Source organism: Corynebacterium sp. ACRQP (assembly GCF_022345915.1).
GTDB lineage: Bacteria > Actinomycetota > Actinomycetes > Mycobacteriales > Mycobacteriaceae > Corynebacterium > Corynebacterium lehmanniae.
This window is the reverse complement of sequence record NZ_JAKRMZ010000001.1, coordinates 1-17,222: the sequence shown is the minus strand read 5'-3', so window position 1 is coordinate 17,222 and position 17,222 is coordinate 1. Positions and strand designations below refer to the sequence as shown.

The following is a 17,222-nucleotide window of genomic DNA, read 5'->3' as shown; positions in this document are numbered from 1 at the left end:
ATTTACTCCTTATTATCTGGGGAAGTCTTAGGCGCGGACGGGCGCGGGCCTGGCAGATCCGGGTGCTCGGCAACGTAGGCGTCGTACTCTTCGCGGGAGAGCAGAACCTTGTGGCCGCCCTTGTCGATGATTTCGTACTTGCCGTCGGCAGCCTCCTGGGCTGCGGTGATCACGTCGGTGATGCGGCCGTTGGAGGCCTCGGCCAGGTCGGGCAGGGAATTGAAGGTCACGCCGGGCAGCGGGTGCTCCGCGCCGTCGACAGTTACCGCGTTGACGGCGGAGCCCTTGAAGGCGAGGCCTTTCAGGTCGCGCCACGGCAGGGTGGTGTTCTTGCGCACGAGGTACTTGGCGGTGATGCCGCGCTCGTCCACGGTGGTGGAGGAGGCCAGCACCCACGCCAGCCAGATGGCGGGGAAGATCAGTAGCCAGGCCAGGTACTTCGGCGCCCAGAGGATGCCCATCAGGGCGATGCCGGTGGCGAGCACGATGGCGAGGATGTGCTCGCGCGTCGGCTTGAAAACGTGCTGGGTGTGCTCCGGCGTGTCAGTCATAGTTCGGGATGGTAGTCACCTTTGGTACGTCGATAGGCAATAGCCCGCAATTTAAATACTTGAATAAAAACTCCCGCGGAGTTGCCTGTGCCACTACAGTTTTGAATCGTGATCAACGAGCGACTTGTAATTATTCTCTCCCGACGGCGCTTGCCGTAGCGGGTGCGTTTTACACGCCGCTGACACACACCAAGCGCCCTCGAGAGCAGACGCTCGCCGGGGGCTTTTGTTGTATGAGATCGCGATGACAAGCAGAGTCGAGCTAACAAGGAGCCTTCACGTGGCAGCTTCAGAGAAACGAAAGCCCGAACGCATGACGGGTGCGGACGCCGTCGTGCGCAGCCTCGAGGAACTGGGCACCGAGATCGTGTTCGGTCTGCCCGGTGGTGCAGTGCTCCCGCTGTACGACGCGCTGTTCCGCGCCGAGAAACTGCGCCACGTGCTCGTGCGCCACGAGCAAGGTGCAGGACACGCCGCGGAAGGCTACGCGGTGGCCTCCGGCAACGTGGGCGTGTGCATCGCCACCTCCGGCCCGGGCGCGACCAACCTGGTCACCCCGATCGCGGACGCTTACCTGGATTCGGTGCCGATGGTGGCCATCACCGGCCAGGTCGGTTCGCCGCTGTTGGGCACCGACGCGTTCCAAGAGGCGGACATCCGCGGCGTGACCATGCCGATTACCAAGCACAACCTCATGGTGTCCAAGGCGGAGGAGATCCCCAGCGCAATCGCCGCGGCGTTCCACATCGCCTCGACCGGCCGCCCCGGCCCGGTGCTGGTGGACATCCCGAAGGACGTGCAGAACGCGGAGATCGAGTTCGCGTGGCCGCCGAAGGTGGACCTGCCGGGCTACAAGCCGAACACGAAGCCACACAACCGCCAGATCGCGCAGGCCGCGAAGATGATCTCGAAGGCGAAGCGCCCGGTGCTCTACATCGGCGGCGGCGTGGTCAAGGCGAACGCGCACAAGCAGCTGGCCAAGTTCGTGGAGGCTACGGGCATCCCGGTGGTGACCACCCTGATGGCACTCGGCGCGTTCCCGCAGGACCACCCGCTCTACCTGGGTATGCCCGGCATGCACGGCACCGTCCCGGCCGTGGGCGCGTTCCAGGAGTCCGACCTGCTCATCGCAATCGGCGCGCGTTTCGACGACCGCGTCACCGGCGACACCGACACCTTCGCGCCGCACGCGAAGGTCATCCACGCCGACATCGACCCGGCAGAGGTGGGCAAGATCCGCCCGGTTGACGTGCCGATCGTCGGCGACGCCAAGCGGGTGCTGTCCGAGCTCACCGACTACTTCGACGACAAAGGTAAGGTCAAAGCGCCCAGCATCGAGCCGTGGATCGACCGCCTGGCTGACTTGAAGAAGCGCTTCCCGCGCGGCTACGAGGAGCACACCGACGGCACCCTTGCACCCCAGTTCGTCCTGGAGACCCTGTCGAAGACCGCGGGCCCGGACGCGATCTACGTCTCGGGCGTGGGCCAGCACCAGATGTGGGCCGCCCAGTTCATCGATTACGACAAGCCGCGCCACTGGATCAATTCCGGCGGCGCCGGCACGATGGGCTTTTCCATCCCGGCGGCGCTGGGCGCGAAAGCGGCGATGCCGGATAAAGAGGTCTGGGCCATCGACGGCGACGGCTGTTTCCAGATGACCAACCAGGAGCTCACCACCGCCGCCCTCGAGGGGTTCCCGATCAAGGTGGCCCTGATCAACAACGGCAACCTGGGCATGGTGCGCCAGTGGCAGACCCTGTTCTACGACGGGCACTACTCGCACACCAAGCTCGGCGGCGAGGTCTACGTCCCCGACTTTGTGAAGTTGTCCGAGGCGCTCGGCGCGGTGTCGTTCCGCGTCACGTCCGCCGACGAGGTGGAAGAGGCGATCCAGCGCGCCCACGAGATCAACGACCGCCCGGTGGTGGTCGAGTTCGTTGTCGGCGAGGACGCGCAGGTGTGGCCGATGATCGCGGCGGGCACCTCCAACTCCGACATCGAGTACGCGCGCGGCATGCGCCCGTTCTTCGGCGAGGAGGAGTCTGCGGCGGAGTCGCCGGAGACCATCAACGACACCATCGAAGCGCTCGACCAGGAGGGAAACTAACCATGGCACAGCCCGAACCGATCACCCGCCACACGCTGTCGGTGCTCGTCGACGACGTCGACGGCATCATCACCCGCGTCACCGCGCTGTTTACCCGCCGCGGCTACAACCTGGTCTCCCTCGTCTCCGCAAAGACGGCGAAGGAGGGCATCAACCGCCTCACCGTCGTCGTCGACGCCACGCCGCACTCCGTCGAGCAGATCACCAAGCAGCTGTACAAGCTCATCCAGGTGCACAAGGTGCTCGAGCTTGACGACGCCACGTCGGTTGGCCGCCAGCTGCTCCTGGTGAAGGTCAACGCGGACAACCTGACCCGCCCGCAGGTGGTGGACGCCGCCAACCTATTCCGCGCCCGCGTGATCGACGTGGCGGTGGACTCCGTGATCATCGAGGCCACGGGCAATTCCGCCAAGCTCAAAGCGTTTCTTGAGGTGATGGACTCCTTCGGCATCCGCGAATTGGCGCGCTCCGGCTCGGTGGCGCTCTCGCGCGGCGCAAAAACGATGGCAAAGTCCGAGTAAATCTTAAAAACCCGGGACGGTTGTGTCATAATGTGAAATGACCGTCTCACAGAATGAAGGAAGTGACGTACACATGGCAATCGACGTGCTCTACGACAACGACGCAGACCTGTCCCTGATCCAGGCGAAGAAGGTCGCCATCATCGGCTACGGCTCCCAGGGCCACGCGCACGCGCAGAACCTGCGCGAGTCCGGTGTCGAGGTGGTCGTCGGCCTGCGCGAAGGCTCCAAGTCCGCCGACAAGGCGCGCGAAGCCGGCTTCGAGGTCAAGACCAACGCGGAGGCCGCCGAGTGGGCCGACGTGATCATGCTGCTGGCCCCGGACACCTCCCAGGCCAAGATCTTCACCGAAGACATCGAGCCGAATCTCAAGGCTGGCGATGCGCTGTTCTTCGGCCACGGCCTGAACATCCACTTCGAACTGATCAAGCCGGCGGACAACATCACCGTCGCCATGGTCGCGCCGAAGGGCCCGGGCCACCTGGTCCGCCGCACGTTCGTCGACGGCAAGGGCGTGCCGGCGCTGATCGCTGTGGAGCAGGACCCGCAGGGCAACGGCAAGGAGCTCGCGCTGTCATACGCCGCGGCAATCGGCGGCGCCCGCGCGGGCGTCATCCCGACCACCTTCGAAGCGGAGACCGTTACCGACCTGTTCGGCGAGCAGGCCGTGCTCTGCGGCGGCCTGGAGAGCCTGATTATGTCGGGCTTCGAGGTGCTCACCGAGGCCGGCTACGAGCCCGAGATGGCCTACTTCGAGTGCCTGCACGAGATGAAGCTGATCGTGGATCTGATCTACGAAGGCGGCCTGGCCAACATGAACTACTCCATCTCCGACACTGCGGAGTTTGGCGGCTACCTGTCTGGCCCGCGCATCATCGACGAAGGTGCGAAGGACCGCATGCGCGAGGTGCTCAAGGACATTCAGTCCGGCAGCTTCACCAAGCGCCTCGTCGCCAACGTCGAAGGCGGTAACAAGGAGCTCGAGGGGCTGCGCGACAAGCTGTCCCAGCACCCAATTGAGAAGACAGGTGAAGAGCTGCGTGACATGATGAGCTGGGTGAAGAACCCGCTCACCGATACCGCCCGCTAAACCAGCAGCGCAAACGCGGCGGAGGCCTTAGGTCTCCGCCGCGTTTTTCGTGCGCGGTCCCGCAGCAGTCCCGCATGAGAAAACCCCGCACTCCCGATTGCGGGAGACGCGGGGTGAGTTGTGCGAACGACTAGTTGGTCGCTGCAGCACCCTCCGGAGCGCCCTCCGGTGCCAGGGTCTCGGTGATCTCGTCGACGATGTTGGTCTCGGTGACCGTCTCGTCTGCGGCATCGGCAGCGCCAGTTGCGGCGGACTCCTCAGCGCCGTCAAGGGTGGTGGTCTCGGAGATGACCTCGGTTGCGGCGGTGGTGGTGGAGGTGACGGTCTCACCCTCGCCGTTGTCGCCGGAGAACAGGGACCACAGCAGCCACAGCAGCAGCAGGGCGACCAGCGCGCCGAGCAGCCACTTCCACCAGCCGCTGCCGGTGTTGCCCTCTTCGGTCACCGCGGTGGAACCGGAGGTGGAACGAGCCGGGGTGGTAGCGGTGCGCTCGGTGGTGGTGCGCTCAACGCGGACGTCCTTCTCCGGCTCGACGTTGGTGCGGTCCACATTGACGCGCTCGACGTTGGAGCGGTCGACGTTAGCGTCCTTAACTTCCTTGACGCCGTCGACATCGCCGCGGCCGCGAAGGTCGTTCAGCTTGTCCTGGCCGAACTCCTTAGCGCCGTGGAGCTTGTCCTGGGCGTCGTGGATCTTGTCCTCGCCGAAGTCCTTAGCGTTCTTGGCAAAGTCCTTCGGGTTACGCTTCGGGTCGATAGGGTTGTTCATTGTAAATTCCTTTCGTGCTAACACAAGTGCTGGCATAACGTCTCCGTTGGACGCAGGGCTACGCCAGCATCCACGGTGAACGATCGCCCACTGTAACAAAACTTTCGCAAGCGGCGTGATGGGATGTGTGCTACACGTCTCAAAGTCTGCGGCGTTTCCCCTGCGCTGGCGGGGTAGTGGTGGCGTCAAGGAACGGTTTTCATTTAGTTGTCATTAAGGGAAACGGCGTATACCGTAGGTCGTCGATAGGCAATGCGAAGGGAACCGACGATGCACGATCACGCACACCACGACCACGGCCCCGCCCACGGCACACCGCTGCGGGCGCTGGCCGCCGCGCTCGCGATCACCGGCACGGTGTTTGTCGCGGAGGTTGTCGGCGGGTTGCTCTCTGGATCGATGGCGTTGCTCGCGGACGCGATGCACATGCTTTCCGACGCCGCGGGGTTGATCATCTCCCTCATCGCCATCATCGTCGGCCAAAAGGCAGCATCCGCGACCGCCACCTATGGCAACCGGCGTGTGGAAGTGCTCGCCGCCCTGATTAACGCGGTGGCGGTGTTGAGCATCTCCGTCTGGATCGTGGTGGAGGCGGTGCGCAGACTGCGCGACCCGCAGCCGGTGGAGACGGCACCGATGATGGTGATCGCAGTGATCGGTCTGCTTGCCAATGCGGCCTCGGCGTGGGTGCTCTCGCGCCACCGGGAGGGCTCCATTAACGTGCAGGGCGCGTACCTGCACGTGCTGGTGGACATGTTCGGCTCGGTCGCGGTGCTCGCGGCAGGCGCGGTGATCTCGCTGACCGGGTTTACCGGAGCGGATGTGGTCGCCTCTCTGGTCATCGCGGCGCTCGTGCTGCCGCGGGCGTGGCAGCTGATGGTGCGTTCCGCCCGCGTGATGCTGGAACACGTGCCGGCAGGCTTCGACGCAGACGAGGTGGAGCACGCGTTGAGGCAGGTCGAAGGGGCGATGGACACGCACGACCTGCACCTGTGGTCGCTGGACGGGGTGAGCGTGCTGGCCACAGTGCACGTGGTGGCGGCCCCCGGGGTGGACCGGGACCAGCTGCTGGACCGGGTGCAGGTCACCCTGGCGCAGCTCGGGGTAGAGCATGCGACGGTGCAGATTGAGCTGCCCGAGCACATCGGTCACGAGAAGGTGTGCTGAAACTGCACTACGCTTTGGTGCCATGGGTTTCACCACGCCGAGCTACTCACTCAAGGACTTGTTTTCCCGCGCGGGGCGGGGAGAGCTGCAGCTGCCCGATTTCCAGCGCGAGTATCTGTGGGACGTCGACAGAGTCCGCACGCTGGTGACGTCGGTGCTGCGCGGCTACCCGGTGGGCTCCTTCCTTGCCCTTGACACGCGCAACACGGAACAGCGCTTCAAGCCGCGCCCGCTCGAAGGTGTGGAGGTGCACGGCGTGGCTCCCGGGCTTCTGCTTCTGGACGGCCAGCAGCGCCTGACCTCGCTCTACCAGGCATTTAAAAAAGACGGCGAGGTCCGCACCGTGGATTACCTGGGCCGGCCGATCCGCCGCCGCTTCATGGTGGACGTGCGCGCCGCGGCGTCCGCGGACCCGATGCCGGTGGAGGCCCTGTTCGCAGTGGACGAGCAGGGGCAGGTGCGCTCCCACTTTGGCCCGGGCGTCGACGGCGACCTGAATTCGCGCGAGGCCTATATAAATAACGGAGTCATCCCGGTGAGCATGCTGCTGTGGCCGGAGGGCAACGACTTGCTCGTGGACATGGCCGCGAACACCGAGGACGAGCAGCTGCGAGGCGCGGTTAAACGCTTTGTCAACCAGGTCATGCGGGGGCTCTCGGCTTACGACGTGCCGGTGATCCGCGTGGACCGCGAAACCACGCAGGCGGGCGTCGGCCAGATCTTCGCGTTCGCCAATTCCGCCGGCGTGCAGATGGACGTCTTCGAGCTGCTCACCGCGGTCTTCGCTTCCGAGGATCCGTCGTTCGTGCTGGCGGAGCGCTGGCGTGACACGGAGCGCAAGCTGCGCGAACACCCTGTGCTGGACAGCGTGGGCCGCGTGGAGTTCCTGCGCGCGCTGTCGCTGCTGCTGACCAGCAGGAGGGGACAGGCGCGTGGCCACCGCGGCGATATTCTGGACATTTCGCTGGAGCAGTACCGGGCCCACGCAGGCGAGATGCTGGACGGCTTCCTTGCCGCCGCGGCGTTTTTGGAGGAGCGCCGTGTGGTTGCGGCTGATCAGGTGCCCTACCCGGCGCAGCTGATTCCGCTCGCGGTGATCCTGGCGCGTCTGGCGGACGAGCCTGGCGCACTGGAGCACAAGGAGGCGGCTGACAGGCTCAACCGATGGTTCTGGTGCGGCGTGTTCGGCGAGCTGTACGGCTCTCATGCGCCCACCATCCGCATTGGCCTGGACGTGACAGAGGTGACCCCGTGGGTGCGCGGCGACACCGACGAGCTGCCCCGCACAGTGGCGGACGCGCGGTTTGTCGAGTCCCGCCTGCGCAGCGCCGGACTGGACAGCGGCGTCTACCGCGGCCTGTACTCGCTGCTCATGGCGCGCGGCGCACGCGATTGGCGCACCGCCGAGCCCTTCACCGCAGAAACGGTGGGGCAGCTGCAGCCCCGCTTCCGGCAGGTGTTCCCGACTGAATACTTGGCGGTCACCGGTGCGCTGGATAATGACCCGGAGCTGGCCGAATCGGTGCTCAACCGCACCCCGATGGGGCGGCGCACCGACGTGGTTATCGAGCGCAACGAGCCGAAGCGCTACCTGCCCCGCCTGCAGTCGAAGTCCCTGCTGGAAGACGACGAGTTCGACGCAATGCTTGCGGGCCACGAGATGGATCCGGAGCTCCTTCTCGCCTCCGACTGGGAAGGCTTTGTCAGGGACAGGCGCGAGCGCTTCGTGGGCATGATCGAGTACGCCATGGACCGTGCTGCCGAGCGGGACTGGGAGCCGGGCGAGGCGTAAGTGGCGAAAACGAGAACTCTCGCGGGTGCGGCCGCCGTGCTCGCCGCCTCCGCGATGCTGGCGTCGTGTGCGCCCGAGGCGCAGTTAAGCCCGCTCGAGCGCGCCCGCGGCGTGAACCAGTCCAAGCACGTGGGAAAGCTGTTCGCGGAAGAACCGGAAGTCGTCGACGATGTGCTGGGCATCAAGACCACCAAGCTGTTTTTCCCGTCCTCGGAAACGCTGGTGCTCAGCGACGCGTCCATTGAGGCGCAGCTGCGCGCGGCGTCCATCGCGGTGACCACAAACGCGCCGATGATGGTGTACGAGCCCGCCCGCCACGCCGAGTACGTGCAGATGATCGCGGATATGCACACTGTCAACGTGCTCACGGTCGGGGACGTGGCCATCGCGCCGTCGTCAGGCGCAGTGAGCGTGCGACGGGACCCTGGCGGGCTGCGGGCGCTGGGGCAGATGACGGCGCTGCGCTACCAGGAGCGCACGGTTTCCACCCCGCAGGATGCGGTGCGGGCGGTCTCCGGGCTGTACCAGCGCGAGCCCACGTGGCTGCGGGCGGAATGGGCGGATCCGGTGGTGCTGCCCGCGGCGAAGCCCGAGCCGTTTCCCATTCAATCCCGCCGCGACGCGAACATGGCGCCGCGCGTGGTTGCCACCTGGGAGTCGTCGATTCCGTCCGTCGCAAATGCGCGCAGTTACGGCGCTGAGGTGACTGTTGTGCCGCTGTCTGACCCACGTGCCAGCGAGCAGACGTTGTTCGCCATGGCAGGTTTGGCGGAGCGGCCGCTGGTGGCGCTGGGCAGCCAGTTCGGCACATCGGAGGACCTGGCCGGCCAGATCCGGGAGGCGGAAGCGGCGTACTAGCGCCGCGCGAGGTGTTAGTCTGAGGCTGTTTTCTACTATGTGAGAAGAAGGTTTCAGAATATGAAAATTGCAGTACTCGCAGGCGACGGCATCGGCCCGGAAGTGATGGCGGAAGGCCTCAAAGTCCTGCACACAGTCCGCGATGACGTGGAGACCACCGAGTTCGACCTCGGCGCCCGCCGCTACCTGCGAAACGGCGAGCTGCTCACCGATGCGGACCTGGACGCGCTCAAGGACCACGACGCCATCCTGCTCGGCGCGATCGGCGACCCGGAGCGCGTTCCGGCCGGCGTGCTGGAGCGCGGCCTGCTGCTGCCGCTGCGCTTCAAGCTGGACCACTACGTCAACCTGCGCCCGTCGCGGCTGTATCCGTCGTCAGTCAGCCCCCTGGCCAACCCCGGCGACATCGACTTCGTGGTGGTGCGCGAGGGCACCGAGGGGCTCTACGCCGGCAACGGAGGCACCCTGCGGCAGGGCACCGAGCACGAGGTGGCCTCCGAGGTCTCCCAGAACACCTACCACGGTGTTTCGCGCGTGGTGCGCTACGCGTTCGAGCTGGCGATGACGCGCCACAAGAAGCTCACCCTGGTGCACAAGACCAACGTGCTGGTCAACGCAGGCGGGCTGTGGCAGCGCGTCGTCGACGAGGTCGCGGCCGAGTTCCCGGAGGTCGAGGTGGACTACAACCACATCGACGCTGCGACGATCTACATGGTCCAGGACCCGCAGCGCTACGACGTCATCGTCACCGACAACCTCTTCGGCGACATCCTCACGGACCTCGCGGGCGCCGTCGCCGGTGGCGTGGGACTCGCCAGCTCCGGCAACATCAACGCCGCCAAGGAGTTCCCCTCCATGTTCGAGCCGGTGCACGGCTCCGCCCCGGACATCGTCGGCCAGGGCATCGCGGACCCCACCGCGATGATCCTGTCGGTGGCGATGATGCTGCGTTTCCTTGGCGACGAGGACAACGCCGCGCGCATCGAGGACGCCGTCGAGCGCGATGTGGCGGAGCGCGGAGATGCGAAGGTGCGAACCGCCGAAGTAGGTGACAGGATCGCCGCAGCCCTGAAGTAGGGTTGTGCGCATGCATGTGACCCGCACGATTCCCGCCGTTTTGACCGCAACCGCACTGGTTCTGACCAGCTGCAGCAGCACGGAGGGCGGGATCGGCGCACCGGCCGCGCTCGAAACCAACGGCGACGAGGTGATCCAGGACGCCGACGGCACCGGTGCAGAGGTCTCGCAGCGCCTCTTCGAATCTTCGGAGACCGTCGTGGTCTCCGCCAAGGAGCGCGATCAGCAGCTCAAGGCTGCGGCGATTGCGGTCAAGCTCGGGGCGCCGATGCTCGTGCGTCTCGACGGCGCCGATGCCGCCGTCGACGCTGAAGTCGAGCGCCTGGGCGCCACGCGCGTGATCAACGTGCCGGGCGACGAAGAGGAAGCTGAGGCGGTCGCCTCCGCCGAGCCGGCTGGGGATGCCGCAGCCATCGCCGCGCTGGAGGCAAAGAATCCGAGTGAGCTGACCATGCCGCCGGTGTTCGCCACCGCGCTGTCCTCGCGCGCCTCCGTCGCCACTGCGCGTGCGGCCGGTGCGGACGTGCAGGTGCTGGCGGCACCGGACCCGCGCGCCACGGCGGACAGCATGCGCACGGTCACCGAGCAGGACACCCTCGCGCTGGGCCGCCAGTGGGGCGACAACGAGAACTTCCAGGCTCGTGCGGCGCTCGCAGGCAACGGTGAACTGCCGGGCGGCGGCGGCCTGGTGTTCCCGGGCCGCCGCATGGTGGCGCTCTACGGCCACCCCTACGGGCCTGATCTGGGCGTGATGGGGGAGCAGGATCCGGCGGCCTCGGTGGAGTTGGCCAAGAAGTACGCCGAGGACTACACGCCGTTTAGCGACGAGCCGGTCGTCCCCGCCTTCGAGATCATCGCCACCGTTGCCTCCGGCGGGCCGGGCGACGACGGCAACTTCTCCAACGAAACGCCGATGGAGGACCTCGTCCCCTACGTCGACGCCATTGTGGATGCTGGCGGCTACGCCGTGATCGACCTGCAGCCGGGCCAGGGCAGCTTCCTCGAGCAGGCCAAGATCTACGAGGAGCTGCTCAAGCGCCCGAACGTGGGTCTCGCGCTGGACGCCGAGTGGAAGCTCAACCCGGGCGAGGAGCCGCTGTCGCGCATCGGCAGCGCAACTTCGGGCGAGATCAACGAGGTGGCGGATTGGCTCGCCCAGCTCGTCCGCGACAACAACCTGCCGCAGAAGGCGATGATCCTGCACCAGTTCAACGTGGCCATGTACCCCGACCGCGAAAACATCGTCACCGGCCAGCCGGAGCTCGCCTGGGTCCTGCACGCCGACGGCCACGGCGGCCCGGAGCAGAAGTTCGACACTTGGAACGTGCTGCGCGAGGGCCTGGACCCGAACTTCTTCATGGCGTGGAAGAACTTCTTCGACGAGGATTTCCCGACGTTTACCCCGGAGCAGACCTACCGCGACGTCAACCCGCGTCCGTGGTTTGTCAGCTACCAGTAAAAACCGCCGGTATCGGGCATCGCGCCACGATATTCTTGCTCCATGAGTGTGGAGCTTGAAGAGGTCTACGGTTTTCTCGCCCAGCACGAGCCGTTCTCGACGCTGCCCGAGGCCACCCTCCGCGCCCTGCCCGCCCAGATGGGCATCACCTACGTCCGCCGCGGCCAGGCCGTGGTGGAGGTGGGCCAGCCCAACGACACGCTCTATGTCATCCGCTCCGGCGCGGTGGACGTCGTCAGCGAGGACGACCTCTTGCTGGACCGGCGCGAGGCCGGCCTGAACTTCGGCTACTCCACGCTGGTGGGCGAGCGCGAGTCCGCCTACCTCATGCAGGCGGTGGAAGACAGCATCCTGCTCATGCTCCCGCGCGAGGCGTTCCTCCAGCTGCTGGAGCAATTTCCGGACATGGGGCGGTACTTCCAAACTGCTTCGCGCCGCGTGCGCGCCGCCGCCGAGGAAGTGCGCGACAGCGGCGCCACCGATGTGCTCCGCACCCCGCTGCGCGAAATCTTCGCCGGGCGGGAACCGGTGACGCGTGGCAAGCACGTGAGCATCGCCGAGGCCGCCCGCACGATGGGCGAGGAGGGCATCAGCAGCCTGATCATCACCGACGGGCAGGAGGTCGCCGGCATCATCACTGACGCCGACATGCGCTCGCGCGTGGTCGCCGGCGGCGTGGACACGTCTAGGCCCGTGGCGGATGTGATGACCAGCCCGGTGCGCACCATTCAACCCAACGCGCTGGTGTTTGAGGCGATGCTGACCATGAGCGAGTTGGGCATCCACCACCTGCCGGTGGCCGGCGACAACCAAGTGGTGGGCGTGGTCACCGCCGCGGACATCATGCGCCAGCTCCAGGCGGACCCGATCTACCTGGCGGCGGACGTGGCACGGGCGTCGCTGGATGAGCTGGAGGGCGCCTACCGTGACGCGGCACGTGTCGCGGTGCGGTTTTTCGAGCGCGGCGCGTCTGCGGCCGAGACGCAGCGGTTGCTCACCTCGATCGCGGATGCGGTGGCGAAGAGGTTGGGCACTTTAGCCGTCGAGAAGCTTGGGCCCCCGCCTGTGCCGTTCGCGTTTGTGGCGGTGGGATCGCAGGCGCGCGGGGAGATGGGCCCGGCCAGCGACCAAGACAACGCGCTCGTGCTCGCCGACGCGTACGACGCCGCCCAGCACGGCGAGTACTTTGCCGAGCTCAGCGCGTTCGTCTGCGAGGGGCTCGCCCGCGCCGGTCAGGAGTTGTGCCCGGGCGAGATGATGGCGTCTTCGCCGCAGTGGCGGATGACGGAAAGCGAGTGGGGCCGCACGTTCCACGGCTGGGTCACCGCGCCGAAGCCGGACGCGCTACTTAACGCGCAGGTGTTTTTCGATTTCCGCGCCGTCTTCGGTTTCGGCGAGGGCTGGCAGGACATGGCCGTGCGGGTGCGCTCTGGCGCGCTGGCGTCCGCGCACGGCTCGCGCCGCCTGCACACGCACCTGGCCGCGCTGGCCACGTTCCGCGAGCCGCCGGTGGGCTTCTTCCGCGGATTCGTGCTCGAGCGCAGCGGCGAATACGCCCACACGCTGGACATCAAGCGCGGCGGCACCGCGGCGGTGGTGCAGATGGCGCGCCTGTACGCCATCGCGGCCGGGGTGGACGAGGTGGACACCATCGCGCGCCTGCGCGGCGCCGCTGGCGGTCCGGTTTCCGCGAAGGGGGCGACGGATCTTCTGGACGCTTACGAGTACCTGGCCAACCTAGCCATGCGGCATCAGGCCGCACAGGTGCGCGCGGGCGAGGCCCCGAACTACCGCATCGACCCGAAGTATCTGCCCGAGCGCGACCGTGCGGCGCTGCGCGACGCGTTCGGGGTGATCAAGTCGCTGCAGAACGCGCTGTCCACCGCGTACCCGACTCGGGCGGTGTGAGGTGTTCGGACCGAAGAAGCGGAAGCTTATCGACGGCGCCCTGCTCGCCGTGGACGTCGAAACCACGGGGCTTAAGCCCGCGCGCTCGCAGCTGGTGTCCGTGGGGTGGGTGCCGGTGAACGGCCGGGTGATCGACCTTTCCGGCGCTGAGTACTTCGTGCTGCGGGGCGCGGACGTGGGGGAGTCCGCCACCCTGCACGGGGTGACTGACGACGACGTGGCGTCGCTGGGCAGGGAGCCCGCAGAGGTGCTCGACGCATTCCTGTCGGCGCTTGAGGGGCGCAAGTTGCTCGCGCACTTCGCGCAGATGGAGACCGGTTTTTTGGGCAAGCTGCACCAGGATGTGCGCGGGAGTAAGTGGCGTCTGCACGACAGTGAGGTGGTGGACACCTTTGTGATGGAGCGGCGCCACATGGAGCGCATGGGCACCTACCCGCGCGGCGAGGACCTGCGTTTGCCCAGGGTGCGGCAGCGTTATACCCTGCCGGCGTACGCGAATCACAACGCGTTGACCGACGCGGTGGCGTGCGCCGAGCTCTATCTCGCGTTAACCGGGTAACGCCACTTTTGCAATTGGTTGTATGCTCTGTCACATGCGTTTTGGACGAATTGCAACACCTGAAGGAATGACATTCGCCGTCATCGACGACGAGGGAACAACTGCGAAGGCCATCGCTGGCACCCCGTTCACCGACCCCGAGTACACCGGCAGAGAGTACGCGCTTGAGGACGTCCGCCTGCTCGCCCCGACGCTGCCGTCGAAGGTGGTTGCAGTGGGCCGCAACTACGCCGACCACGTCGCGGAGGTGTTCAAGCAGTCCTCAGAGCACCTGCCGCCGACGATCTTTATCAAGCCGTCCACGGCAGTTGTGGGTCCGGGCGCCGCCATTAAGATCCCGGAGTACGCCACCGGTGTGGAGTTTGAAGGTGAACTCGCGCTCGTCGTCGGCGTGCCGTGCAAGAACGTCAAGGCTGCAGACTGGAAGTCCGTCATCCGCGGTGTGACCATCATTAACGACGTGTCCTCGCGGGACCTGCAGTTCGCAGACGGCCAGTGGGCCCGCGCCAAGGGCATCGACACCTTCGGCCCGATCGGTCCGTGGATTGAGACGGACCTGGAGAAGTTCGACTTTGCCAACCTGCCCATCAAGGCGCACCACACCCACGACGGCGTGACCGAGACCAAGCAGGACTCCAACTCCAACCAGATGATCAAGACTGTCGGCGAGATGGTGGAGTGGGTCTCCGAATCCTTCACGCTGCTGCCTGGCGACGTTATCGCCACCGGCTCGCCCGCCGGCACCGCAGAGATGGTCCCGGGCGACTACATCGAGGTGGAAATCCCGGGCATCGGCAAGCTGGGCAACCCGGTCGAACGGGCGTAACTACAGGCCGAGCGCGCGCATGATCGTGCGCAGCTTGGCCGAGGTCTCGTCGAGCTCGGCCTGCGGATCCGAGTAGGCGGTAAGCCCCCCGCCCGCCCAGGCGCGAGCCCGGGTGCCGTCGCCGTTGACCTCGGCGCAGCGGATCGCCACCATGTACTCGCCGTCGCCGGCGGCGTCCGTGTAGCCCACCGCGCCGGCGTAGAACCCGCGGTCCGATTCCGCGGTGGTGATCAACGCTTCCGCCGCCGCCTGCGGGGTGCCGCAGACCGCCGGGGTGGGGTACAGGCTCAGCGCGAGGTCGAGCGCGCTCGGCGCGGGATCTTTCAGCACGCCCTCAATCGGTGTGGCCAGGTGCCACATCTCGCTGGTCTTTTCCAGCCGCGGGCGTTCCGGGACAGTGAGCTCGCTGCACAGCGGTGCGAGGATGCGCCGGATGTGGTCGACCACGAAACGGTGCTCGTCCAAGTCTTTCGCAGAATCGCGCAGCGAGTTGGCCGCGGCCTGGTCTGCTTCCTGGTCGCCGGGCACGCGGGCGGCGGAGCCAGCCAGGGGGAACGACCAGACGCGGTTGCCGCGCCGGCGCACCAGCACCTCGGGCGAGGACCCCACGAGGAAATGCCCGTCGCGTCCCGACGGGGTGAGGTCCGCGATGAACCCGTCGTGCGTGTACGACAGGTCGATCAGTCTTGCCGCGACGAGGCGGGGATCCACCGGCGGGTCGAACGCGATGTCCACCGCGCGCGCCAGCACCACCTTGTCCAGAGCGGAGCTTTGGATCGTCGAGATGGCGGCTTCGACTCGGCGCAGGTGCTCAGCCGGGGACGGGTCGACGTCGATAAGCATTGCGCTCAGCTTCGAACCCTCGCCGACGCGGTAGTACGGGTGCGGCTCGAGCGCACCCGGCTCGCGGATGATGTGCTCGGGGACCGTGAGCGCCGCCGGACAATCATGGTCGAAGGGGAGTGCGCCGACAATCATCTCTTCCTCGCCGCGCGCGATCGCGTCCGCGGCCTCCCACGCGTCGTCGAAGGTGCGGAGTGCACCCTGGGTGCGCACGGAGCCGTCGCCACGCGAGAGCAGAAAGTCTGGGGCGCTATCGGGTCTGGAAGTGGGCATGTGACGATACTTTATCCAACCCCCATTTGTGCACGCACGTCTGTATCGCTTGTTGATACATAAAGGCGGGGTTAATGTGGCCGGTGTGAAAATTGTGAAAAGCCTTGCAGGTGGTCTCGCTGCCTTGCTCATCGCAGGTAGCGCGATCGCTCCAGTGCAGGCAGGGGCCCAAGACATGTCCTCGCAAATCAACGGGCAGGTCAACCGCGCTGTCAACGACGCCAACCGCGCCGCCGCCGACGCAGTAGACCGCGCGAACGCCGAATGGAACAAGTTTGTCCAGATGGCCAACGACACCATCCCCGGCAGCTCGTCGCTCCCGCGCAACCCTTTGCCTGCGCCTGCAGCGCCCGCCGCGCCGTGGGCGCCCCAGGCCCCCGCGCCGGTGGCAAACGGCACCAACGGCGAGATCCATGCCGCCGGACGCAGCTACCTCATCTGGGTGCCGCGAGGCTACAACCCGGCCAACCCGACCCCGGTGATGGTGGGGTACTCGGCGTTTCAGGATTCCACCGAGAACTTCCGCAACTACTCCCGCCTGCGCGAATCCTCCGTCGGGCGCGACGCCATCATCGTCTACCCGCGCGCCATCGGCGCTTCCTGGGAAGGCTCACCGACCGCCGTCACCCGGCCCGGGCAGGACATCGCCTACGTGCGCGCCATGATCAATGACGTGCAGCGCTACTACAACATCGACCGCCGACGCATCTACGCCACCGGCATGTCCACCGGCGGCGGCATGGCAGCAGTCTCCGCCTGCCATATGGCGGACCTTTTCGCCGGCGTCGCAGGTGTGTCCGGTGCCTACTACGCGCCGGTGAACCGGGGTTGCCAGAACTTGCCCATCGCATTCATGGCGCTGCACGGCATGAACGACACGCTCACCCCGTACTACGGCACCACCCGACGCGGCCAGCGCGTCCTGCCGGTGCCGGAACTATTCGGCTCCTACGCCGTCCGCAACGGTTGCGGCCCCGGCCTCAACCGCGCCCCGCTGTACAGCGCAACCCGCGTCTCCGCCCGCGGCTGCCGCAAGGGCGTCGAAGTGATCCAGGTGCACGGCTCCAACCACTACTGGTGGTACTCGCCGTCCGCCGCCGACGAAATGTGGGCGTTCCTTTCCCGCCACTCCAAGTAGCGCACCACCCAAGCGCCTCCCGGGGCGTGACCCGGGGCGCCTGTCAAGGCGCGGTTTTGTAAAACTCGGCCACAGTGGGGGCAGGAACCTGGGGGTATCGGGTTTTAGGCGTTGTTTTAGGACGAGTTTTACAAAACCATTCTGCCGGTTCTGCGGTCGCGTAATTCTGCCGGTTCTGCGGTCGCGTAATTCTGCCGGTTCTGCGGTCGCGTAATTCTGCCGGTTCTGCGGTCGCGTAATTCTGCCGGTTCTGCGGTCGCGTAATTCTGCCGGTTCTGCGGTCG

The 17,222-nt window shown here is 66.4% G+C and carries 15 protein-coding genes; 12 read left to right on the top strand and 3 right to left on the bottom strand.

Annotation, left to right across the window (positions count from 1 at the left end; genetic code table 11):
- Positions 1-2 precede the first annotated feature (2 nt).
- Entirely contained in the window at positions 3-551 is a 549-nt protein-coding gene (locus MHY23_RS00075; RefSeq protein WP_239305903.1) for a PH domain-containing protein, read from the bottom strand.
- A gap of 244 nt (positions 552-795) precedes the next feature.
- On the opposite strand from MHY23_RS00075, the gene MHY23_RS00070 reads away from it, so the two are divergent.
- The 3 genes from MHY23_RS00070 (at position 796) to ilvC (ending at position 4,269) form a co-directional block, all read left to right on the top strand.
- Positions 796-2,658, top strand: coding sequence for an acetolactate synthase large subunit (locus tag MHY23_RS00070; protein WP_370645774.1), 1,863 nt, complete (start codon positions 796-798; stop codon positions 2,656-2,658).
- A 2-nt stretch (positions 2,659-2,660) separates the two neighbouring features.
- Positions 2,661-3,179 carry an acetolactate synthase small subunit gene (gene ilvN / locus MHY23_RS00065; protein ID WP_181888292.1) on the top strand — a complete coding sequence of 173 codons (519 nt, stop codon included), beginning with the start codon at positions 2,661-2,663 and terminating at the stop codon, positions 3,177-3,179.
- A 73-nt stretch (positions 3,180-3,252) separates the two neighbouring features.
- Entirely contained in the window at positions 3,253-4,269 is a 1,017-nt protein-coding gene (ilvC, locus tag MHY23_RS00060) for a ketol-acid reductoisomerase (protein ID WP_239305902.1), read from the top strand.
- Positions 4,270-4,399: 130 nt separating this feature from the next.
- Here ilvC and MHY23_RS00055 read toward each other — a convergent pair whose 3' ends face one another.
- Positions 4,400-5,038: a hypothetical protein gene (locus tag MHY23_RS00055; RefSeq protein ID WP_239305901.1), complete on the bottom strand. Its 639-nt coding sequence runs from the start codon at positions 5,036-5,038 to the stop codon at positions 4,400-4,402.
- Positions 5,039-5,308: 270 nt separating this feature from the next.
- Between MHY23_RS00055 and MHY23_RS00050 the strand changes: the two genes are divergently transcribed.
- From MHY23_RS00050 to MHY23_RS00015, 8 genes are read left to right on the top strand one after another with little or no spacing between them, the layout of a single operon-like run.
- Positions 5,309-6,205 carry a cation diffusion facilitator family transporter gene (locus MHY23_RS00050; RefSeq protein ID WP_239305900.1) on the top strand — a complete coding sequence of 299 codons (897 nt, stop codon included), beginning with the start codon at positions 5,309-5,311 and terminating at the stop codon, positions 6,203-6,205.
- A 22-nt stretch (positions 6,206-6,227) separates the two neighbouring features.
- Entirely contained in the window at positions 6,228-7,997 is a 1,770-nt protein-coding gene (locus MHY23_RS00045; protein ID WP_239305899.1) for a DUF262 domain-containing protein, read from the top strand.
- The gene (locus tag MHY23_RS00040) at positions 7,998-8,855 is read left to right on the top strand and encodes a hypothetical protein (protein WP_239305898.1); all 858 of its coding nucleotides are present in this window, start codon (positions 7,998-8,000) and stop codon (positions 8,853-8,855) included.
- A 60-nt stretch (positions 8,856-8,915) separates the two neighbouring features.
- On the top strand, positions 8,916-9,932 hold the full coding sequence (locus tag MHY23_RS00035; protein ID WP_239305897.1) for a 3-isopropylmalate dehydrogenase: 1,017 nt from the start codon (positions 8,916-8,918) through the stop codon (positions 9,930-9,932).
- A gap of 10 nt (positions 9,933-9,942) precedes the next feature.
- The gene (locus tag MHY23_RS00030) at positions 9,943-11,391 is read left to right on the top strand and encodes a cell wall-binding repeat-containing protein (protein WP_239305896.1); all 1,449 of its coding nucleotides are present in this window, start codon (positions 9,943-9,945) and stop codon (positions 11,389-11,391) included.
- Positions 11,392-11,433: 42 nt separating this feature from the next.
- Entirely contained in the window at positions 11,434-13,299 is a 1,866-nt protein-coding gene (locus MHY23_RS00025; RefSeq protein ID WP_239305895.1) for a DUF294 nucleotidyltransferase-like domain-containing protein, read from the top strand.
- A 1-nt stretch (position 13,300) separates the two neighbouring features.
- Positions 13,301-13,858, top strand: coding sequence for an exonuclease domain-containing protein (locus MHY23_RS00020; protein WP_239305894.1), 558 nt, complete (start codon positions 13,301-13,303; stop codon positions 13,856-13,858).
- Positions 13,859-13,892: 34 nt separating this feature from the next.
- Positions 13,893-14,684 (top strand): fumarylacetoacetate hydrolase family protein, encoded by a 792-nt coding sequence (locus MHY23_RS00015; protein ID WP_239305893.1) that lies wholly within the window; start codon positions 13,893-13,895, stop codon positions 14,682-14,684.
- Here MHY23_RS00015 and MHY23_RS00010 read toward each other — a convergent pair whose 3' ends face one another.
- A complete protein-coding gene (locus tag MHY23_RS00010; protein WP_239305892.1) occupies positions 14,685-15,800 on the bottom strand; it encodes an isochorismate synthase MenF in 1,116 nt (371 codons plus the stop codon).
- A gap of 85 nt (positions 15,801-15,885) precedes the next feature.
- Between MHY23_RS00010 and MHY23_RS00005 the strand changes: the two genes are divergently transcribed.
- On the top strand, positions 15,886-16,938 hold the full coding sequence (locus tag MHY23_RS00005) for a PHB depolymerase family esterase (protein WP_239305891.1): 1,053 nt from the start codon (positions 15,886-15,888) through the stop codon (positions 16,936-16,938).
- Positions 16,939-17,222 lie beyond the last annotated feature (284 nt).